14 protein-coding genes and 1 pseudogene are annotated in these 21,132 nt (G+C 61.9%); 13 read left to right on the top strand and 2 right to left on the bottom strand.

All coding sequences use genetic code 11. From position 1 onward, the window contains the following. Nucleotides 1–62 precede the first annotated feature (62 nt). A complete protein-coding gene (locus AO064_RS16875; protein WP_064054060.1) occupies nucleotides 63–2,282 on the bottom strand; it encodes a primosomal protein N' in 2,220 nt (739 codons plus the stop codon). Between the two features lie 226 nt (nucleotides 2,283–2,508). On the opposite strand from AO064_RS16875, the gene rpmE reads away from it, so the two are divergent. From rpmE to AO064_RS16860, 3 genes are all read left to right on the top strand, one after another. Further along, the gene (rpmE, locus tag AO064_RS16870) at nucleotides 2,509–2,742 is read left to right on the top strand and encodes a 50S ribosomal protein L31 (RefSeq protein WP_005784030.1); all 234 of its coding nucleotides are present in this window, start codon (nucleotides 2,509–2,511) and stop codon (nucleotides 2,740–2,742) included. A gap of 14 nt (nucleotides 2,743–2,756) precedes the next feature. After that, the gene (locus tag AO064_RS16865; protein WP_064054059.1) at nucleotides 2,757–3,563 is read left to right on the top strand and encodes a thermonuclease family protein; all 807 of its coding nucleotides are present in this window, start codon (nucleotides 2,757–2,759) and stop codon (nucleotides 3,561–3,563) included. A gap of 181 nt (nucleotides 3,564–3,744) precedes the next feature. After that, nucleotides 3,745–5,013, top strand: coding sequence for a malic enzyme-like NAD(P)-binding protein (locus AO064_RS16860; protein ID WP_064054058.1), 1,269 nt, complete (start codon nucleotides 3,745–3,747; stop codon nucleotides 5,011–5,013). A gap of 227 nt (nucleotides 5,014–5,240) precedes the next feature. On the opposite strand, the gene AO064_RS16855 is transcribed toward AO064_RS16860, so the two are convergent. Then, on the bottom strand, nucleotides 5,241–7,700 hold the full coding sequence (locus AO064_RS16855) for a penicillin-binding protein 1A (RefSeq protein WP_370636104.1): 2,460 nt from the start codon (nucleotides 7,698–7,700) through the stop codon (nucleotides 5,241–5,243). A 51-nt stretch (nucleotides 7,701–7,751) separates the two neighbouring features. Between AO064_RS16855 and AO064_RS30715 the strand changes: the two genes are divergently transcribed. The 10 genes and pseudogenes from AO064_RS30715 (at nucleotide 7,752) to AO064_RS16805 (ending at nucleotide 21,043) form a co-directional block, all read left to right on the top strand. Then, nucleotides 7,752–7,898 carry a hypothetical protein gene (locus AO064_RS30715; protein ID WP_156521570.1) on the top strand — a complete coding sequence of 49 codons (147 nt, stop codon included), beginning with the start codon at nucleotides 7,752–7,754 and terminating at the stop codon, nucleotides 7,896–7,898. Nucleotides 7,899–7,921: 23 nt separating this feature from the next. Further along, the gene (gene pilM / locus AO064_RS16850) at nucleotides 7,922–8,575 is read left to right on the top strand and encodes a type IV pilus biogenesis protein PilM (protein WP_064054090.1); all 654 of its coding nucleotides are present in this window, start codon (nucleotides 7,922–7,924) and stop codon (nucleotides 8,573–8,575) included. After that, nucleotides 8,572–9,126, top strand: coding sequence for a PilN domain-containing protein (locus tag AO064_RS16845; RefSeq protein ID WP_064054057.1), 555 nt, complete (start codon nucleotides 8,572–8,574; stop codon nucleotides 9,124–9,126). Before pilM ends, AO064_RS16845 begins: the two co-directional genes overlap by 4 nt. Then, nucleotides 9,123–10,088 carry a pilus assembly protein PilP gene (locus tag AO064_RS16840; RefSeq protein WP_064054056.1) on the top strand — a complete coding sequence of 322 codons (966 nt, stop codon included), beginning with the start codon at nucleotides 9,123–9,125 and terminating at the stop codon, nucleotides 10,086–10,088. The genes AO064_RS16845 and AO064_RS16840 overlap by 4 nt, the downstream gene beginning before the upstream one ends. Nucleotides 10,089–10,226: 138 nt before the next feature. After that, nucleotides 10,227–11,483: pseudogene (locus AO064_RS16835) on the top strand (type IV pilus secretin PilQ); the annotation flags it as partial. 4 nt (nucleotides 11,484–11,487) lie between these two features. Continuing rightward, nucleotides 11,488–12,006 (top strand): shikimate kinase AroK, encoded by a 519-nt coding sequence (gene aroK, locus AO064_RS16830; protein WP_010213757.1) that lies wholly within the window; start codon nucleotides 11,488–11,490, stop codon nucleotides 12,004–12,006. Between the two features lie 125 nt (nucleotides 12,007–12,131). Further along, nucleotides 12,132–13,232: a 3-dehydroquinate synthase gene (gene aroB, locus AO064_RS16825; RefSeq protein ID WP_012721816.1), complete on the top strand. Its 1,101-nt coding sequence runs from the start codon at nucleotides 12,132–12,134 to the stop codon at nucleotides 13,230–13,232. A gap of 9 nt (nucleotides 13,233–13,241) precedes the next feature. Next, nucleotides 13,242–14,795, top strand: a complete 1,554-nt coding sequence (locus AO064_RS16820; protein ID WP_046033864.1) for an SPOR domain-containing protein — start codon at nucleotides 13,242–13,244, stop codon at nucleotides 14,793–14,795. A 351-nt stretch (nucleotides 14,796–15,146) separates the two neighbouring features. Beyond that, complete coding sequence (gene gltB, locus AO064_RS16810; RefSeq protein ID WP_064054055.1) at nucleotides 15,147–19,592, top strand: glutamate synthase large subunit; 4,446 nt, start codon at nucleotides 15,147–15,149, stop codon at nucleotides 19,590–19,592. Between the two features lie 32 nt (nucleotides 19,593–19,624). Then, complete coding sequence (locus tag AO064_RS16805; RefSeq protein WP_012721819.1) at nucleotides 19,625–21,043, top strand: FAD-dependent oxidoreductase; 1,419 nt, start codon at nucleotides 19,625–19,627, stop codon at nucleotides 21,041–21,043. The last annotated feature ends 89 nt before the right edge of the window (nucleotides 21,044–21,132 follow it).

Raw genomic sequence — 21,132 nt, 5'->3', positions numbered from 1 at the left:
CCAAAATCGTTGGGGCCGCTTCGCACCCCAGCGGGAGCAAGCTCCCTCGCCACAAGGGCAATTCAATAAAGGTCTACCGGGTCAACGTCCAGCGACCATCTCACCTGTCGGCCGCTGGGCATTTGCTCCAGGGCAAGCAACCAGCTACTTAATAGCCGATGCAGGGGCGCGCGCGAGGTTGCCTGCAAGAGTAGCTGAGCCCGATAGCGCCCGGCGCGGCGCTCCATGGGCGCGGGCACCGGGCCGAGCAGTTCGATGCCGCTCAGACCCAGTTCGCCGAGCAAACGTTCGGCGGCGCTGCACGCTTCATCCAGAAAGCTCTCTGCTTGCCCCGGTTTGTGGGCCTCGGCGCGCAGCAAGGCCAGGTGGGAAAACGGCGGCAGGCCGGCGGCGCGGCGTTCGCTGAGCGCCTGTTCGGCGAAGGCAAAGTAGCCTTGTTCCGTCAGTTGGATCAGCAGTGGGTGGTCGGCCAGGTGCGTCTGGATAATCACCCGGCCTGGCTCTTCGGCGCGGCCCGCGCGGCCGGCGACTTGGACGATCAACTGTGCCATGCGTTCGCTGGCGCGAAAATCCCCGGAGAACAGCCCGCCATCGGCATCCAGGATCGATACCAGCGTCACTCGTGGAAAGTGGTGCCCTTTGGCAAGCATTTGCGTGCCGATCAGGATGCACGGCTGGCCTTTCTGGATGGTCGCGAACAGTTGGTTCATCGCGTCCTTGCGCGACGTGCTGTCGCGGTCGACGCGCAGTACCGGGTAGTCTGGGAACAGGATGCCCAGGCGTTCTTCGGCCCGTTCGGTCCCTGCGCCTACCGGTCGCAGGTCGACCTTGCCGCACTGCGGGCAGTGACGCGGCACCCGTTCCACATGGCCGCAATGGTGGCAGCGCAACTCGCCATGGCGCTGGTGCACGGTCATGCGCGCATCGCAGCGCTCGCATTCGGACATCCAGCCACAGTCATGACACAGCAGGGTCGGCGCAAAACCTCGGCGATTGAGAAACACCAACACCTGCTGGCCGGCGGCGAGGGTCTGGCCGATGGCTTGTTGCATCGGACCGGAAATACCGCTGTCCAGCGGGCGGCTTTTGACGTCCAGGCGCAGGAAACGTGGCTGCTTGGCGCCGCCCGCCCGCTCGTTCAGGCGCAGGAGGCCGTAACGGCCGGTGTAGGCGTTGTGCAGGCTTTCCAGGGACGGCGTGGCCGAACCCAGCACAATCGGGATGTCTTCCTGGCGTGCGCGCACCAGTGCGAGGTCGCGGGCGTGGTAGCGCAGGCCTTCCTGCTGCTTGTAGGAGCCGTCATGCTCCTCGTCGATGATGATCAGCCCGGGGTTTTTCATCGGCGTAAACAGGGCCGAGCGGGTGCCGATAATAATGTCGGCGTCGCCATCTCGCGCGGCCAGCCAGGACTCCAGGCGTTCACGGTCGTTGACCGCCGAGTGCACCAGCGCGATGCGTGCGTTGAAGCGCTGTTCGAAGCGCGCCAGGGTCTGCGGGCCCAGGTTGATCTCGGGGATCAGCACCAGCGCCTGTTTGCCGGCCTGCAGGGTTTCGCGGATCAACTGCAGATAGACTTCGGTCTTGCCGCTGCCGGTGACGCCGGCCAGCAGGAAGGCGTGGAAACTGTCGAAGCCGGCGCGAATCGCCTCATAGGCGGCGCGTTGCTCGGGGTTCAGCGGCAGTTCCGGTTGCGCCAGCCAGTGTTCGTGACGGGCATCGGGGGCGTGCTTGCGGATTTCCACCTGCACCATGCCTTTGGCCAACAGCAGGTCGAGGCTGTCTTTGCTCAGCATCAGCTTGCTTAATAGTTGGTGAGCCACGCCATGGGGGTGCTGCGCCAGTGTGGCCAAGGCTTCACGCTGGCGCGGCGCGCGGGCGATGCGCGGGTCGTCGAGTCGCGCCCCGGGGACCATCGACCAGAAGCGTTCCTGGCGCGCTTCGGCCAGTTCGCCCTGGCGCAGCAGCACCGGCAGCGCCCAGCTCAAGGTGTCGCCCAGGCTGTGCTGGTAATACTGGGCGGTCCACAGGCACAGCTTGAACAGCGTGGGTGGCAGCGGTGGGGTGGCGTCGAGGATCGCCAAGGCCGGCTTGAGCTTCTCGGCCGGCACTTCGCTGTGGTCGGCGATTTCTACCAGGATGCCAATCATCTCTCGGCGCCCGAACGGTACGCGCACGCGCATGCCCGGCTGCAACTGCGCCCGCAGCACGCCGGCCGGGGCCCGGTAATCGAACAGGCGGCGCAGGGGCGAGGGCAGGGCTAGGCGCAATATGGCGTCGGGCACGCGAGGGGTCTCATATAAAGGCAGGCGGTGGCGCAGGGGCGCGAGCCTAGCAGACGAGGGGTGGCTTGGGTATGCCGCGCTTTTCTGATGAAAGGTGCTTTTATCTTTACAAGCAAATAGTGTCGCCGCTTGCGCGATTGAAAAGGTCTGGTAGAATCCGCGGCCTAATTACGTGCGGTATTCGACAATAGTGTCGAGTGGCGGCACGCTAGCCCGAGGAAGTGCCATGAAAGCCGATATCCATCCAGCGTACGAAACCATCGAAGTCACCTGCAGCTGCGGCAACAAGTTCGAAACCCGTTCGAACCTGTGCAAGCCACTGGGTACTGACGTATGCAACGAGTGCCACCCGTTCTACACCGGTAAGCAGAAAACTCTGGACACCGGCGGCCGTGTACAGCGCTTCGCAGATCGCTTTGGTGCTTTCGGCAAGAAGCCTGCTGCTACTCCAGCAGAGTAAGGCTCAAAAGCCTTATGGGCTTTTGCCAGCTGTTGAAAAAGGCGTCCCTCGCGGGCGCCTTTTTTGTGCCTGGGATTTGGCTTTCAGTCGCCCAGGCCGAGGTGTTTTGCCCCGCTCCGGCCGCCCTGGCCCAGGTGGAGGTGCAGCGCGTGGTGGATGGCGACACGGTGCGCCTCAAGGATGGTCGCAGCGTGCGGATGATTGGCCTCAATGCACCGGAAACCGGCAAGCGTGGCCGCTCCGATGAGCCCTATGCCGTCGCTGCCCGCCAGCATTTGCAGGCCTTGGTGGATGCCAGCAACCACCGCGTCGGGCTGGTGCCAGGCCGCGAGAGCAAGGACCGTTACGGCCGAACGTTGGCCCACCTCTACAGCGCTGACGGCGAGAACCTGGAAGCACAACTGCTGGCCCAGGGGCTGGGGTTTCAAGTAGGTGTTGCGCCCAATGTCGATCTCGTCGCTTGCCAGCAGGCTGCCGAAAACGCTGCCCGCAAGGCGCGGGTGGGTCTTTGGCGGCAATCACCCGTGCAAAATGTGGCGCAACTCAAGCAATCCGGCTTTGCCTTGGTCAGCGGGCGGGTAAGCAAGATCGAACGCAATCGCGGCGGAATCTGGATCGAATTGCACGGTGCACTGGTATTGCGCATTGCACCCGACCTCGTCCGCCAATTCGACGCTGCATGGCTTAGTGGTCTGCAAGGTAAGACAATTGAGGCCCGTGGCTGGGTGCAGGACCGTGCTGAGCGTGGCGGCCTGAAAAACGACCAGGCCCGCTGGCTGTTGCCGCTGACCGATCCCAGCATGCTTAAATCGACTGAATAAGAAAAAGTTGTAGACATTTTTTTATTCGATTGTGAACAGTTGAGCCCTTGTATCCCGTGGCCTTAGACCAAAGTACGGCGCTTTGGGGCCTTGACACCTGTGACTGCCCAGTCTTGTAGGGACTTTACGACACGCGTATCCTCGGCGGTCCGTCGACCAACAGTAAAAGCGGAATGCCGATATGTCTGATTTGAAAACTGCCGCTCTCGAATATCATGCCCATCCTCGTCCAGGAAAGCTGAGTGTAGAGCTCACCAAGGCCACTGCCACCGCCCGCGACCTGTCGCTGGCCTACAGCCCTGGTGTTGCCGAGCCCGTACGTGAAATCGCCCGCGACCCTGAACTGGCGTACAAGTACACCGGCAAAGGCAACCTGGTTGCAGTGATTTCCGATGGCACCGCGATTCTCGGCCTGGGTAACCTCGGCCCATTGGCTTCCAAGCCGGTGATGGAAGGTAAGGGCGTGCTGTTTAAGCGCTTTGCCGGCATCGACGTTTTCGACATCGAAGTCGACTCCGAGAGCCCGCAGGCTTTCATCGACACGGTCAAGCGCATTTCCATCACCTTCGGTGGCATCAACCTGGAAGACATCAAGGCACCTGAGTGCTTCGAGATCGAAAAGGCCCTGATCGAACAGTGCGACATTCCGGTATTCCACGATGACCAGCACGGCACCGCGATCGTTACCGCGGCCGGCATGATCAACGCCCTGGAAATCGCCGGCAAGACCCTGGCTGATGCCAAGATCGTCTGCCTGGGCGCCGGCGCTGCAGCCATCTCTTGCATGAAGCTGATCGTCAGCATGGGCGCCAAGCTGGAAAACATCTACATGGTCGACAGCAAGGGCGTGATCCAGTCCGAGCGTACCGACCTGAACCAGTACAAGGCGATGTTTGCCCACCCGTCCTCCAAGCGCACCCTGGCTGACGCCCTGAACGGTGCTGACGTGTTCGTGGGCCTGTCCGGTCCGAACCTGCTGAGCGCCGAAGGCCTGAAGTCCATGGCGGCCAACCCGATCGTGTTCGCCTGCTCCAACCCAGACCCGGAAATCGCCCCGGAACTGGCGCACGCCACCCGTAACGACGTGATCATGGCGACTGGCCGTTCGGACTACCCGAACCAGGTCAACAACGTACTGGGCTTCCCGTTCATCTTCCGTGGCGCCCTGGACGTTCGCGCCAAGCGCATCAACGAAGAGATGAAAGTGGCGGCCGCCAACGCCCTGCGCGAACTGGCCAAGCTGCCGGTGCCTCAGGATGTGTGCGATGCCTACGGCGGCGCCAAGCTGGAATTCGGTCGTGAGTACATCATCCCGAAACCAATGGATAAGCGCCTGATCACCCTGATCTCCGATGCCGTGGCCAAAGCCGCCATCGAGACCGGTGTGGCCACCCTGCCGTATCCTAAAAACTACCCGCTGCAAAGCGTGGATGATGTGTTCAACGGCTAAGCCGTTGTAGCGCACCAACAAAAAGCCCCGGCTCTCACGAGTCGGGGCTTTTTGCTGTGTGGTGTTCGCATGGCCCTTGTAGTGAGCGGGCTTGCCCCGCGCTGGGTGGCGAAGCCGCCCCAAAACTGACACTTGGTTCTAACTGGAGAAACTCGGTGCCTGGATTGGGGCGGCTTCGCCACCCAGCGCGGGCGGTGCGACGACTCGACAAGCCCGCTCACTACAGGTCAGAACAAATCGATCGGCGCCGCCTCGTCCGCCGGCAGTGGGCTGCCGGGCGCAACGCCATTGCCCAGCTCATTGACCGATGGCGGCGTGTCTTCGCTCTTGAACAGTTCGAAGTACGCATTCGGCGTGCTTGGCGAGGCCGCGCGGCCGCTGACCGGGTCGATGCGCAGGCTGAGGATGCCTTCCGGCTCAGGCTGCGTATGCGGCGGCTTGTCCTTCAAGGCCGCGCCCATGTAGCTCATCCAGATCGGCAGTGCGACGGTGCCCCCGAACTCGCGGCGGCCCAAGCTTTCCGGCTGGTCATAACCGGTCCATACGGTGGTCACGTAGTCGGCGTTGTAGCCGGAGAACCAGGCGTCCTTGGACTCGTTGGTGGTACCGGTCTTGCCGGCGATGTCCGGACGGTTCAGCGCCAGTGCGCGGCGGCCGGTACCTTTCTTGATGACGTCTTCCAGGATGCTGTTGAGGATATAAGTGGTACGGCCGTCGACGATGCGCTCGGCGACCGCAGGCGTCTGGGGCTCAGCCGGCGTGCCGTTGGCCGCAGGCGTTGTGCCTGGGGTCGGCTCGATGGTGATGCCTCCGTTGCTCGGAGCTGCCAGGCCATCAGTCGCCGCTACGCCATTGACCACATCCCCCGGCACGCGCGGCGGGTTGGCCGTGAACAGGGTGTCGCCATTGCGGCTTTCGATCTTGTCGATCAGATACGGCGCGATCTTGTAGCCGCCGTTGGCAAACGTGCTCCAGCCGGTGGCGATTTCCATCGGTGTAAGGGTCGCCGTACCCAAGGCCAGGGACAGGTTCGGCGGCAGGTCCGACTTGGCGAAGCCAAAGCGCGTCATGTAATCGATGGTCTTGCCCACGCCCATGGCCTGCAGCAAGCGGATCGACACCAGGTTACGCGACTTGTACAGCGCCTCACGGATGCGGATCGGGCCGAGGAAGGTGTTGGTGTCGTTCTTCGGACGCCAGACCTTGTCCAGGTACTCGTCGACAAACACGATAGGCGCATCGTTGACCAGGCTGGCGGCGGTGTAGCCGTTGTCCAGTGCGGCGCTGTAGATGAACGGCTTGAAGCTCGAGCCCGGCTGGCGCTTGGCCTGGGTCGCGCGGTTGTAGTTGCTCTGCTCAAACGCGAAGCCGCCGACCAGGGCGCGGATTGCACCATTCTGTGGGTCCAGCGAAACCAGCGCGCCTTGGGCCAGTGGCACCTGGCTGAATTTGAGGCTGTCGTCCTTCTGGCGTTGTACGCGGATCAGATCGCCCACTTGCGCCACGTCCGACGGCTGCTTAGGCATCGCGCCCATGCTGTTGGTATTCAGGAAAGGGCGCGCCCATTTCATGCTGTCCCACGCCACATGGGCTTCGCCGGTACGGGTCAGCACCTGCACGCCATCTTTCTTCACCTGGGTGACGATGGCCGGCTCCAGGCCGCTGATCGGGCGTTGTTTGCCAAGCTCTGTGGTCCAGGCGCTCAGCGTTTTGCCCGGCAGGCGCGATTCAGGGCCACGGTAACCGTGGCGCTGGTCGTAGGTGATGAGGCCTGAATGCACCGCCTCATTGGCGATGTCCTGCAAGTTGCTCGGTACGGTGGTGGTCACGCGGAAGCCTTCTGTGTAGGCCTCGCTGCCGTAACGGCCGACCATCTCGGCACGCGCCATCTCGGCGATATAAGGGGCGTTCACTTCCGGTGTCGGCACGTGGTAGCTGGCGTTCAAAGGCTCAGCCACGGCGCTTTCGTAAGCGGCTTGGTCGATTTTGCCCAGCTTGTACATGCGGCCCAGGATCCAGTCGCGACGTTCTTTGCTGCGGGCCGGGTTGGCCAGTGGGTTGAAGCGCGATGGCGCTTTGGGCAGGCCGGCAATCATGGCCATCTGCGCCAGGCTGGCGTCACGGATGGACTTGCCATAGTAGACCTGGGAGGCCGCCTCGATTCCGTAGGCGCGGTTGCCCAGGTAGATCTTGTTCACGTACAGCTCGAGGATCTCGTCCTTGGTCAGCTGACGTTCGATCTGCAGTGCCAGGAGGATCTCGGTGGCCTTGCGCGAAAAGCTGCGCTCGCTGGTGAGGAAGAAGTTCTTCGCCACCTGCATGGTGATGGTGCTGCCGCCGGATTGAATGTGTCCGCTTTTTACCAATTGTGTCGCCGCACGCACCAGGCTGCTGGGGTCGACGCCATAGTGGTTGGCAAAATTATCGTCTTCGGCCGAGAGCAGGGCGCTGATGAAATTGGGCGGAATATCGGCAAAACGGATCGGTGTGCGGCGCATTTCGCCGAACTCCGCGATCAGTTTTTCATCGCTGCTGTAGACCCGCAAAGGAATCTGCAACTGGATACTTCTAAGGGCCTCTACGGAGGGCAAACCCGGACTAAGGTAGAGGTAGGCCCCGCTGAGCACGAGCAGCAGCCCGCAAACGATGGCGACAATGGAGTACCCGAAAAACTTCAGCAGACGAATCAAGGCTTTTGGATTTCCAGAGAAAAGAATGAGTTAGGCGTCGGGGCATGCATGGCAAACGATGGATCGACCCGAGCTGCAGATAAAAAGCGGGAAAAAACGCTGGGCATTAAAGCATTTTTCGACTTCGGGCGTCATTCGCGCCTGTTCAACAAGTCGACCGAATGCATGGCGCCCGGCGGCAATCAGGCGGTATGACAGACAAAGTGTTGGGGAGTTTTATGGGAAAGGGATTTTTCACGCGCAAAGTCGACACGCTTCTGGGTGTCGACATCAATGACAGGGCCATACGGCTGGTCGAGCTGGGCCGCTGCACTTCAGGCTACAGCGTTCAGGGCTACGTCACGCAGGCATTGCCTGCGCACGCAGTGGTCGACGGCACATTCCTCGATCTCGACGCTGTGGCACGCGCTCTGCGCAGTGCGTTGTCGCGGTTGTCGACGTCGGCCCGTGGCGCTGCGGCTGCCGTGGCCGGGCCTTCGGTGATCACGCGGATGATCGAGATGGAGGCCGGGCTCACTGACGATGAGATGACCTGGATGATCCAGATGGAGGCGGACCAGTACATTCCTTATCCGCTGGATGACGTGGCTATCGACTTTCAAGTGCGCGGGCCTACAGCCCTCAATCCAGGCCGTGTCGAGGTACTGCTGGCCGCGTGCCTGAAAGAGCAGGTAGAGGCGCGGGAAGCCGTTCTGGCCCTGGCCGGGTTGGTGCCGAGGGTGGTCGACGTCGAAGCGTTTGCATTGGCGCGCGCTTGCAGTCAGGATTTCGCCAGCTTCACGCCGGGCCATCGAGTCGATGGTGCACAATGGGCCGTGGATGCCCAAGGGATGGGAATTGCTTGCGGGCTGGCCCTGAGGAGTTTCGCTTGAAGACACGAATCAACCTATTGCCATGGCGCCAGGCGCTGGCAGAGCGACGACGCAAGTATTGGCTGGCGTTTTTGCTGGCGTTCGCCTGCGCCGCGCTCGCCGCCGTATGGCTGGCGGACCAGGTGATCGACCAGGCGATTGACCGGCAGGTGACCCGCAATGACCATCTGGGCAAGGACATCGCTGGCCTGGATTCGCGTATCAAGACCATCGACGACCTGCAGGAGCAAAGTCAGCAATTGGCGCAGCGCATGAAGGTCGTGCAAGACCTGCACGATACCCGCTCATCCGGTGCTCAACTGTTGGATCAGTTGGCGCGCGCGGTACCCGACGGGGTGCACCTGCACGAAGTGGTGGCGAAGGGCGATACGGTGAGTATCAGCGGCAGCGCCGAATCCAGCCAGGACATCGCCCAGTTGATGCGCCGCCTGGAGGCGGCGCAAGGTGCCCATTCCACTCGGTTGCAACAGGTGCGAACGGATGGCGCACGCGGCAACAACGAATTCCAGCTGATGGTGCGCCAGGGCGAGTCCTCCGGGGCTCAACCTTGAGCCTGCCAAGGCTCACTCTTTCTGCACTCACTCACAACGCTGCGAAATGGCCCCTACCTGGCAAGGCCCTGTTGGGCTGTGCACTGGCGGGCGTGGTGTTTGTGGTGGGCGACCTTGTGTACCTGAGCCCTTCGCGGGAGCGGTTGCGCCAGGTCGAGGCGCGGGAAGTGGCCCTGCAGCAGCACGTCACACAGAAGACAGTCCTGGCTGCCAGCCTTGAGGCGCGCACGCAACAGCTCCAACTGATGCAGGCGACAGCCGATGAGCTTTTTCAGGCGCTGCCTGGAGCGTCCGAAATGCCCGGCTTGCTGGAAGACATCGCTGGCTTGGCGTTGGCCAATGGTTTGCTGGTCGAGAGTGTCACTCCGCTGGATGAGCAGCCTCGGTCGTTCTATCACGAGCAGCCGGTGCAGATCGGTTTGACCGGGGCTTATCACGATCAGGCAATGTTCCTGAGCAGCCTGGGTAGCCTGCCGCGAATCGCCACGGTGCACGACGTTACCCTACGGCGTGAGGGCACGCTGGTGCGCCTCGATCTGCTGGTCAAGGCCTACTGGCGGCAAGGCGGCGGGATGGCTGGGCAGGCCCAGCGGGGGCAGCCCTTTGCTTACGACATCAGCGGCTTGCGCGATCCTTTCCAGCGGCTTGCCGTTCTAGTCGATCATGTTCCTGGTCGGCCAGCCCGTGCGCCGGACCTCAGCCGGCCGCGCGGAGCCCTGGAAAGCCTTGCGGTGGAACAGTTCCAGATGGTCGGCACGCTGTCCCGTGGGCTGCAGGCTTTTGCCCTGCTGCGTGCCGCATCCAAGGTGCATCGCCTGGCGGTCGGTGACTATTTGGGGCCGGACCATGGCCGGGTCACGGCCATTCATGAGCGTTATATAGAACTGGTCGAACTGTTTCCTGATGGCCAGGGAGCCTGGCTGGAACGCCCTCGAACCCTCGTGTTAAACGTCAACTCATAACGGAATCAAACAATGAAAAGGACTTTCTCGTCCTTCGGTGTGGCGCTATGGATAGCGTTCACGACACCGATGGCTGTTGCTGTGCCCAATCGCGTAGACCTGATCCAGTTGCCGCCCCCCGCTAGCGCCACCGTGGGCGCCTACAAAGGGGACAGGCTTAACCTTAACTTCCAGAGCATCGAGCTGCGCACCGCACTGCAGCAAATTGCCGATGTGGCGGGCCTCAACCTGATCGCCAGCGACGATGTGCAGGGCTCGATCACCCTGCGCCTCAAGGATGTGCCCTGGGACCAGGCGCTGGACCTGGTGCTGCAAGCCAAAGGCTTGGATAAGCGGGTCAAGGCAGGCGTATTGCTGGTGGCGCCCGCCGAAGAGTTGGCTGCGCGCGAGCTGCTGACCCTTGAGTCGCGCAAGCAAATGGCTGAACTGGCGCCCTTGCGGCGGGAGCTGTTGCAAGTCAATTACGCCAAGGCGGCCGACTTGGCCAAACTGTTCCAGTCGGTCACCGGCCTTGAGGGCGTGACCGACGAGCGTGGCTCGGTAGCCGTCGATGACCGCACCAACAACATCATCGCCTACCAGACCGGGGAGCGTTTGGAAGAGCTGCGGCGGATCGTGGCACAGCTGGATATTCCGGTGCGCCAGGTCATGATCGAGGCGCGGATTGTCGAGGCCAATGTCGATTACGACAAAAGTCTGGGCGCACGCTGGGGTGGGCGACTCAATCGCGGTAACTGGGGCGCGGGCGGCATTCCCAAACCTCAACCTGAAGGCGCGGAACCGCCGGAAAACCCGCCCAGTTCGCCCTTTGTCGACTTGGGTTCGCTGACGGGCACCTCGGGCCTGGGCATCGCCTTTATCACCGATAACCTGCTGCTGGACCTGGAGCTGACCGCCATGGAGAAAACCGGCAACGGTGAAATCGTCTCGCAACCCAAGGTGGTCACTTCTGACAAGGAAACCGCGCGCATCCTCAAGGGCACCGAGATCCCCTATCAAGAATCCAGCTCCAGTGGCGCCACGTCGGTGTCCTTCAAGGAGGCTTCGTTGTCGCTGGAAGTCACCCCGCAGATCACCCCTGACGACCGGGTGATCATGGAGGTCAAGGTCACCAAGGATGAGCCTGACTACCTGAACAAACTCAACGATGTGCCGCCGATCAAGAAAAACGAGGTCAACGCCAAGGTGTTGGTCAAGGACGGCGAGACCATTGTCATCGGCGGGGTTTTCTCCAATACCCAAAGCAAAGTGGTAGATAAAGTGCCATTTTTGGGCGATGTGCCGTATCTTGGCCGCCTTTTCCGGCGCGATGTGGTGGCGGAGAAAAAATCCGAGCTGCTGGTATTCCTGACTCCGCGTATTATGAATAACCAGGCGATTGCTGTGAGTCGTTGATTCTGTGCGAAATTTGATTCTTGTAGGACCGATGGGGGCTGGAAAAAGCACCATCGGCCGTTTGCTGGCCAAAGAGCTGCGCCTGCCATTCAAAGATTCCGACAAGGAAATTGAATTGCGCACGGGTGCCAATATCCCATGGATCTTCGATAAGGAAGGCGAGCTGGGCTTTCGTGACCGCGAGCAGGCGATGATCGCCGAGCTGTGCGGCTGCGATGGCGTGGTATTGGCCACGGGCGGTGGTGCAGTGATGCGCGATGAAAACCGCCGCGCGCTGCATGCCGGTGGTCGGGTGGTGTACCTGCATGCGTCGGTTGAGCAGCAGGTGGGCCGCACTGCCCGAGATCGCAATCGTCCGTTGCTGCGTACGGCCAACCCGGAGAAAACCTTGCGAGACCTGCTCACCTTGCGTGATCCGCTCTATCGGGAAATCGCCGATCTGGTGGTAGAAACCGATGAGCGGCCACCTCGAATGGTGGTCCTCGACATTCTTGAGCGCCTGCAACGGCTGCCACCCCGTTAAAGCCAGGCCCGAAATGCGCTATTCTCGGCGGCGCGCTATCACCCTGTGGGGTGTGGCGTAGAGCCATCAGGTGACGCCAGCGCTTGGCGTTGCCGGTCGTCAATACATCTTCAACGCGGGGACACATGCAGACACTTAAGGTCGATTTAGGCGAGCGCAGCTACCCGATCCATATCGGCGAAGGTCTGTTGGACCAGCCCGAGCTGCTCGCACCGCATATTGCCGGGCGGCAAGTGGCGATCATCTCCAACGAAACGGTCGCGCCGTTGTATCTTGAGCGTCTGAACCGCAGCCTGGCGGCGTACTCAGTGATTTCTGTGATCTTGCCCGACGGCGAAGCCCACAAGAACTGGGAAACCCTGCAACTGATTTTTGATGGCCTGCTCACCGCTCGCCATGACCGCCGCACCACCGTGATCGCCCTGGGCGGCGGTGTGATCGGCGACATGGCCGGCTTTGCAGCGGCCTGCTACCAGCGTGGCGTGGACTTTATCCAGGTGCCGACCACCCTGCTGTCCCAGGTCGATTCGTCGGTGGGCGGCAAGACCGGTATCAACCACCCCCTGGGCAAAAACATGGTCGGTGCGTTCTATCAGCCGCAAGCCGTGCTGATCGACACCGCGACCCTCAATACCCTGCCACCGCGTGAGTTGTCGGCGGGCCTGGCGGAAGTTATCAAGTACGGGTTGATCTGCGACGAGCCGTTCCTGACCTGGCTGGAAGAGCACGTGGATGCGTTGCGCAACCTCGACCAGGTGGCGCTCACCGAGGCGATTTCGCGCTCCTGTGCCGCCAAGGCGCTGGTGGTGAATGCCGACGAACGGGAGTCCGGTGTACGGGCCACCTTGAACCTGGGCCACACCTTCGGCCATGCGATCGAAACGCACATGGGCTATGGTGTGTGGTTGCATGGGGAGGCCGTCGCGGCTGGCACGGTGATGGCATTGGACATGTCGCAGCGCCTGGGCTGGATCAGCGCCCAGGAGCGTGATCGTGGCATCCGTCTGTTCCAGCGCGCCGGTTTGCCGGTCATTCCGCCTGAGGAGATGACCGAGGCGGACTTCCTCGAACATATGGCGATAGACAAGAAAGTGATCGACGGTCGACTGCGACTGGTGCTGCTACGCCACATGGGCGAAGCGGTCGTGACCGACGATTATCCGAAAGAGATTTTACAGGCCACGCTGGGAGCGGATTACCGCGCCCTGGCTCAGCTGAAAGGTTAATAAGACCCGATGACTAGTTTGCATGCCGACGAGGCGTTCCTCGGCCACTACCAGTTAAGCCACGACCCTTTTGCTCCGCGGGTGCCTGGTTTCAAATTCTTCCCGGCCCAGCGCAAACCGGTGCTGGGTCAGTTGCACCATCTGGCGCGCTACAGCCAACTGCTGCTGGTCGTGACCGGCCCGTTGGGCAGCGGCAAGACTCTGCTGCGCCAGGCCCTGGTGGCCAGCACCAACAAGCAGTCGGTACAGAGCGTGGTGGTGTCGGCCCGTGGTGCCGGTGATGCGGCGGGCGTGTTGCGCCAGGTCGCCCAAGCGCTGGAGGTGGCCACCGCTGAGCCGAACGCGATCCTCAAGCAGGTCGTGCAACTGGGCCTGACCGGCCAGGAAGTCTACCTGCTGGTGGATGATGCCGAGCAGCTCGACGAATCCGCCCTTGAAGCGCTGCTGGCGCTGGCGGCGGGTACGCCGGAAGGTCGCCCGCACGTGTTCCTGTTTGGTGAGTCGTCGTTGATCGCCGACCTGGAGCAGATCAGCGGTGAACAGGAGCTGTTCCACGTTATCGAGTTGCAGCCGTACGAAGAGGAAGAAACCCGCGAATACCTGGCTCAACGCCTGGAAGGCGCAGGGGCGGGCATCGAACTTTTCTCTGCTCAACAGATCTCTGATATTCACGAAAGCTCCGACGGCTGGCCTGGCACCATCAACCAGGTCGCCCGCGATGCCATGATCGAAGCCATGATTGCCAGCCGCACTGCGGTCAAGCGTCCAAAGATGGGGTTCACTATGCCTAAGAAACACGTATTGGCTATTTCCGCCGTTGTTGTGGTCGCTGTCGCCGCCGCCTGGTTGATCCCAGGCCGCAGCAAGGCACCGACGACCGCCGGCGCGCCAACCGAACAGGCGCAGTTGCCACTGGGCAAGCCCACGCCAAATGTCGAATTTGCCAACTCCGGTCAACCGACCAGCCTGCCGATGGTGGGCCAACCTGTGATGCGCGGCCCGCTCGCCGAAGAAGCCGGTGGTATCTCCGAAGGTGACGACGGTGTGCCGGTGGAAGGCTCGAGCGCCACGCCGCCGACCGTGACCACGACTGCACCGCCTGCGGGCGTGCCAGCGGGTCAGGCAGCCGCCAAGCCAACGCCTGCGCCAACGGTCGCCACCGCGAAGCCGGCACCGGTTACCAAGCCTGTCGCCCCTGCACCGGCCGCCAAGCCAGCGCCAGCGGCCAAGCCTGCTGAAAAACCCGCCGCCACTGTCGCCAAAGCCGGCGCCGCTGGCAGCAGCTGGTACGCCAGCCAACCTACCGGCAACTTCGTGGTGCAGATCCTCGGCACCAGCTCCGAAGCCAACGCCCAGGCGTTCGTGAAAGAGCAGGGCGGCGAGTACCGTTATTTCAAGAAAGTGCTCAACGGCAAGCCTCTCTACGTGATCACCTACGGCAACTTCTCCAGCCGTGCCGCAGCTGATTCTGCCATCAAAGCCTTGCCAGCGAAGGTTCAGGCTGGTAAACCTTGGCCTCGCACTGTCGCCAGCGTTCAACAAGAACTGGCAGCAACTCGCTGAAGATCCGGCGGCCTTACCCAGGCCGCCCTCCCGGCACCTCAAAAAAGATCGCAAGGCGTGCAGCCCCTCCAGGCCGCGCGCTTTGTGGTGTCTGCGTCACAGTGGCTTTTGAGTCGTAGCGGTCAGAATTAAAAAAGTTTTGACTAGCACAGCATATCGCTTTAAACCTTTCATAAATGCGACATAGATTTGCGACATTTCGTCGCTAAATTTGTGGGCGTCTGTGTCGGTGTGTACAATGACCTCCCTTTTGCCCCCGCTAAGTCGGCGTACGTTCGACGTGGAAGGTAACCGGTTGAATTGAAAAGAAATTTGCCTCGGTATAAGAGGCAGCCTGGTGAGAAAGTGTCTATGAAAGCAGGTCTGTACCAACCCGATGAATTCAAGGATAACTGCGGTTTCGGCCTGATAGCCCATATGCAGGGCGAGCCCAGTCATACCCTTTTGCAAACGGCCATCGAGGCCCTGACCTGCATGACCCACCGCGGTGGGATCAACGCCGACGGCAAGACCGGTGACGGTTGCGGCTTGCTGATTCAAAAGCCCGACCTGTTCCTGCGCGCTGTCGCCAAAGAGCACTTTGCGGCCGACCTGCCCAAGCAGTACGCCGTGGGCATGGTGTTCTTCAACCAGGACCCGGTCAAAGCCGAAGCCGCTCGCGAGCACATGAACCGCGAGATCCTCGCTGCCGGCCTGCAACTCGTCGGCTGGCGCAAAGTGCCGATCGACACCAGCGTGCTCGGCCGCCTGGCCTTGGAGCGCCTGCCGCAGATCGAACAAGTGTTCATCGCCGGCGACGGCCTGAGCGACCAGGACATGGCGATCAAGCTGTTCACCTCCCGTCGTCGCTCGTCGGTGTCCAACGCCGCCGACACCGAACACTACATCTGCAGCTTTTCCCACAAGACCATCATTTATAAAGGCCTGATGATGCCGGCGGACTTGACCGCCTTCTATCCAGACCTGAGCGATGAGCGCCTGCAAACCGCAATCTGCGTGTTCCACCAGCGCTTCTCCACCAACACCCTGCCGAAGTGGCCGCTGGCCCAGCCATTCCGCTTCCTCGCCCACAACGGCGAGATCAACACCATCACCGGCAACCGCAACTGGGCCGTGGCCCGTCGCACCAAGTTCGCCAACGACTTGATGGACCTGGAAGAGCTCGGCCCGCTGGTCAACCGCGTGGGTTCCGACTCCTCCAGCATGGACAACATGCTCGAGCTGATGGTCACCGGCGGCATCGACCTGTTCCGTGGCGTGCGCATGATCATTCCGCCTGCGTGGCAGAACGTCGAAACCATGGACCCGGATCTGCGTGCGTTCTACGAGTACAACTCGATGCACATGGAACCGTGGGACGGCCCGGCCGGCGTGGTCATGACCGACGGCCGCTACGCGGTGTGCCTGCTCGACCGTAACGGTCTGCGCCCAGCGCGTTGGGTGACCACCACCAACGGCTTCATCACCCTCGCGTCGGAAATCGGCGTGTGGAACTACCAGCCCGAAGACGTCATCGCCAAAGGCCGCGTAGGTCCTGGCCAGATCCTCGCCGTGGACACCGAAACCGGGCAGATCCTCGACACCGACGCAATCGACAACCGCTTGAAGTCCCGTCACCCTTACAAGCAATGGCTGCGCAAGAACGCCCTGCGCATCCAGGCGACCATGGAAGACAACGACCACGGTTCGGCTTTCTATGACGTCGACCAACTCAAGCAGTACATGAAGATGTACCAGGTCACGTTCGAAGAGCGCGACCAGGTGCTGCGCCCGCTCGGTGAGCAAGGCTACGAGGCCGTTGGCTCCATGGGCGACGACACGCCAATGGCCGTGCTGTCCCAGCGCGTGCGTACGCCGTACGACTATTTCCGCCAGCAGTTCGCCCAGGTGACCAACCCACCGATCGACCCGCTGCGTGAAGCCATCGTGATGTCCCTGGAGGTGTGCCTCGGTGCCGAGCGCAACATCTTCCAGGAATCGCCTGAGCACGCTTCTCGCGTGATCCTCAGCTCGCCGGTCATTTCGCCGGCCAAGTGGCGCTCGCTGATGACCCTGGAACGCCCAGGCTTCGACCGCCAGATCATCGACCTGAACTACGACGAGAGCCTCGGCCTTGAAGCCGCTGTGCGTAACGTCGCCGACCAGGCCGAAGAAGCTGTGCGCGCCGGTCGTACCCAGATCGTACTGACCGACCGTCACATTGCGCCGGGCAAGCTGCCGATCCACGCCTCGCTGGCCACCGGTGCAGTGCACCACCGCCTGACCGAAAAAGGCCTGCGCTGCGACTCCAACATCCTCGTGGAAACCGCCACTGCCCGCGACCCGCATCACTTTGCGGTGTTGATCGGCTTCGGCGCCTCGGCGGTGTACCCGTTCCTGGCCTACGAAGTGCTGGGCGACCTGATCCGTACCGGTGAAGTGCTGGGTGACCTCTATGAGGTGTTCAAGAACTACCGGAAGGGCATCACCAAGGGCCTGCTGAAGATCCTGTCGAAGATGGGCATCTCCACCGTCACCTCTTACCGTGGCGCACAGCTGTTCGAAGCCATCGGCCTGTCTGAAGAAGTGTGCGACCTGAGCTTCCGTGGCGTACCGAGCCGCATCAAGGGGGCGCGTTTCGTCGACATCGAAGCCGAACAGAAAGCCTTGGCAGCCGAAGCCTGGAGCGCGCGCAAGCCGATCCAGCAAGGTGGCCTGCTCAAATTCGTACACGGTGGCGAATACCACGCCTACAACCCGGACGTGGTCAGCACCCTGCAAGCCGCCGTGCAGCAGGGCGACTACGCCAAGTTCAAGGAATACACCGCGCTAGTGGATAACCGCCCGGTGTCGATGATCCGCGACCTGTTCAAGGTGAAAACCCTGGACACGCCGTTGGCTATCAGCGAAATCGAGCCGCTGGAATCGATCCTCAAGCGCTTCGACTCCGCCGGCATTTCCCTGGGCGCCTTGTCGCCTGAGGCTCACGAAGCCCTGGCCGAAGCCATGAACCGCCTGGGTGCGCGTTCCAACTCCGGCGAAGGCGGCGAAGACCCGGCGCGCTACGGCACCATCAAGAGCTCGAAAATCAAGCAGGTCGCGACCGGCCGGTTCGGTGTAACCCCGGAATACCTGGTCAACGCCGAAGTGCTGCAGATCAAGGTCGCCCAGGGCGCCAAGCCCGGTGAAGGCGGCCAACTGCCAGGCGGCAAGGTCAACGGTCTGATCGCCAAGCTGCGTTATGCAGTGCCGGGCGTGACGCTGATTTCGCCGCCACCGCACCACGACATCTATTCGATTGAAGATTTGTCGCAGCTGATTTTCGACCTGAAACAAGTCAACCCGCAGGCCCTGGTCTCGGTGAAACTGGTAGCAGAAGCCGGCGTGGGCACCATCGCCGCCGGTGTGGCCAAGGCCTATGCCGACCTGATCACCATCTCCGGCTACGACGGCGGCACCGGCGCTTCGCCGCTGACCTCGATCAAGTACGCCGGTGCACCGTGGGAATTGGGCCTGGCGGAAACCCACCAGACCCTGCGCGGTAACGACCTGCGCGGCAAGGTTCGGGTACAGACCGACGGCGGCCTGAAAACCGGCCTCGACGTGATCAAGGCCGCGATCCTCGGCGCCGAAAGCTTTGGCTTCGGCACTGCACCGATGATCGCCCTGGGCTGCAAATACCTGCGCATCTGCCACCTGAACAACTGCGCCACCGGCGTCGCCACTCAGAACGAGAAGCTGCGCAAGGATCACTACATCGGCACCGTCGACATGGTGGTGAATTTCTTCACCTACGTGGCCGAAGAAACCCGTGAGTGGCTGGCCAAGCTGGGCGTGCGATCCCTCGAAGAGCTGATCGGGCGTACCGACCTGCTGGACATCCTCGAAGGCCAGACCGCCAAGCAGCATCACCTGGACCTGACGCCGCTGTTGGGCAGCGATCACATCCCGGCCGACAAGCCGCAATTCTGCCAGGTTGACCGCAACCCACCGTTCGACAAAGGCCTGTTGGCCGAGAAAATGGTCGACATGGCCGGCTCCTCGATCAATGACGCCAGCGGCGGCGAATTCGCCTTGGATATCTGCAACTGCGACCGCTCCATCGGTGCACGCATCTCCGGCGAAATCGCGCGCAAGCACGGCAACCAGGGCATGGCGAAAGCGCCGATCACCTTCCGCTTCAAGGGCACCGCTGGGCAGAGCTTCGGCGTGTGGAACGCCGGCGGCCTGCACATGTACCTGGAAGGCGACGCCAACGACTACGTGGGCAAGGGCATGACTGGCGGCAAGCTGGTGATCGTTCCGCCTAAAGGCAGCGTCTACAAGACCCAGGACAGTGCCATCATCGGCAACACCTGCTTGTACGGCGCCACGGGTGGCAAGCTGTTCGCCGCCGGTACCGCCGGTGAGCGTTTCGCCGTGCGTAACTCCGGTGCCCACACCGTGGTGGAAGGCACGGGCGATCACTGCTGTGAGTACATGACCGGGGGCTTTGTCGCGGTACTGGGCAAGACCGGTTACAACTTCGGTTCGGGCATGACCGGCGGTTTCGCCTACGTGCTCGACCAGGACAACACCTTCGTCGACAAGGTCAACCACGAGTTGGTCGAGATCCAGCGGATCAGCGGCGAAGCCATGGAATCCTACCGGAACCACTTGCAGCACGTGCTGGACGAGTACGTCGAGGAGACCGGCAGCGAATGGGGTCGTAACCTCGCCGAGAACCTCGATGATTACCTGCGTCGTTTCTGGCTGGTCAAGCCCAAGGCTGCCAACCTGAAATCGTTGCTTTCCAGCATCCGTGCCAACCCGCAGTGATATGCGCCTGAAGAGTTTGATGAGGTTTTAACATGGCTGAACGTCTGAATAACGACTTCCAGTTCATCGATGTCGGGCGCAAAGATCCGAAGAAGAAACTGTTGCGTCAACGCAAGAAAGAGTTCGTGGAGATCTACGAACCCTTCAAACCCCAGCACTCGGCCGACCAGGCCCACCGCTGCCTGGGGTGCGGTAACCCGTATTGCGAATGGAAGTGCCCGGTGCACAACTTCATTCCCAACTGGCTGAAATTGGTGGCCGAGGGCAACATCCTCGCCGCCGCCGAGCTGTCGCACCAGACCAACACCCTGCCGGAAGTCTGCGGCCGGGTGTGCCCGCAGGACCGTCTTTGCGAGGGTGCCTGCACCCTCAACGACGGCTTCGGCGCGGTGACCATCGGTTCGGTGGAGAAGTACATCACCGATACCGCGTTCGCCATGGGCTGGCGTCCGGACATGTCCAAGGTCAAGCCGACCGGCAAGCGCGTCGCGATCATCGGCGCGGGCCCGGCGGGCCTGGGCTGTGCCGACGTACTGGTGCGTGGCGGCGTGACCCCGGTGGTGTTCGACAAGAACCCGGAAATCGGCGGCCTGCTGACCTTCGGCATCCCCGAGTTCAAGCTGGAAAAAACCGTACTGAGCAACCGTCGTGAAGTGTTCACCGGCATGGGTATCGAGTTTCGCCTCAATACCGAAATCGGCAAAGACATCACCATGGAGCAGTTGCTTGAAGAATACGATGCCGTGTTCATGGGCATGGGCACCTACACCTACATGAAGGGCGGCTTTGCCGGTGAGGACCTGCCGGGTGTGTATGACGCGCTCGACTTCCTGATCGCCAACGTCAACCGCAACCTGGGCTTTGAAAAATCGCCGGAAGACTTCGTCGACATGAAAGGCAAGAAGGTCGTGGTACTCGGCGGTGGTGACACCGCGATGGACTGCAACCGTACGTCGATCCGCCAGGGTGCCAAGTCGGTGACCTGTGCGTATCGCCGTGACGAAGCCAACATGCCGGGCTCGCGCAAAGAGGTGAAGAACGCCAAGGAAGAAGGCGTGAAATTCCTCTACAACCGCCAGCCGATCGCTATCGTCGGTGAAGACCGCGTCGAAGGCGTGAAGGTGGTCGAGACCCGTCTTGGCGAACCGGACGCCCGTGGCCGTCGCAGCCCCGAGCCGATCCCCGGCTCCGAAGAGATCATCCCGGCCGACGCCGTGGTCATCGCCTTCGGCTTCCGCCCAAGCCCGGCGCCGTGGTTCGAGCAGTTCGAGATTCAGACCGACAGCCAGGGCCGCGTGGTTGCCCCGGAGCAAGGGAAGTACAAGCACCAGACCAGCAACCCGAAAATCTTCGCCGGTGGCGACATGGTGCGCGGCTCTGACCTGGTGGTGACGGCGATCTTCGAAGGCCGCAATGCGGCTGAAGGGATCCTGGATTACCTGCAGGTCTGATCCTGGTCCCGGATTGGAATGGGATCAAACTGTGGGAGGGGGCTTGCCCCCGATAGCGGTGTATCAGTCAAAGATACTGGGACTGACAC

Origin of the sequence: Pseudomonas marginalis (genome assembly GCF_001645105.1) — a bacterium.
Lineage (GTDB): Bacteria > Pseudomonadota > Gammaproteobacteria > Pseudomonadales > Pseudomonadaceae > Aquipseudomonas > Aquipseudomonas petroselini.
This window is presented reverse-complemented; position numbering and strand designations above follow the sequence as displayed.

What these genes read in the sequence shown, in the direction of transcription:
- rpmE (WP_005784030.1), top strand. Translation starts at nt 2,509, where the DNA reads ATGAAAGCCGATATCCATCCAGCGTACGAAACCATCGAAGTCACCTGC.
- AO064_RS16865 (WP_064054059.1), top strand. Translation starts at nt 2,757, where the DNA reads ATGGGCTTTTGCCAGCTGTTGAAAAAGGCGTCCCTCGCGGGCGCCTTT.
- AO064_RS16860 (WP_064054058.1), top strand. Translation starts at nt 3,745, where the DNA reads ATGTCTGATTTGAAAACTGCCGCTCTCGAATATCATGCCCATCCTCGT.
- AO064_RS30715 (WP_156521570.1), top strand. Translation starts at nt 7,752, where the DNA reads ATGGCAAACGATGGATCGACCCGAGCTGCAGATAAAAAGCGGGAAAAA.
- pilM (WP_064054090.1), top strand. Translation starts at nt 7,922, where the DNA reads ATGGGAAAGGGATTTTTCACGCGCAAAGTCGACACGCTTCTGGGTGTC.
- aroB (WP_012721816.1), top strand. Translation starts at nt 12,132, where the DNA reads ATGCAGACACTTAAGGTCGATTTAGGCGAGCGCAGCTACCCGATCCAT.
- AO064_RS16820 (WP_046033864.1), top strand. Translation starts at nt 13,242, where the DNA reads ATGACTAGTTTGCATGCCGACGAGGCGTTCCTCGGCCACTACCAGTTA.
- gltB (WP_064054055.1), top strand. Translation starts at nt 15,147, where the DNA reads ATGAAAGCAGGTCTGTACCAACCCGATGAATTCAAGGATAACTGCGGT.
- AO064_RS16805 (WP_012721819.1), top strand. Translation starts at nt 19,625, where the DNA reads ATGGCTGAACGTCTGAATAACGACTTCCAGTTCATCGATGTCGGGCGC.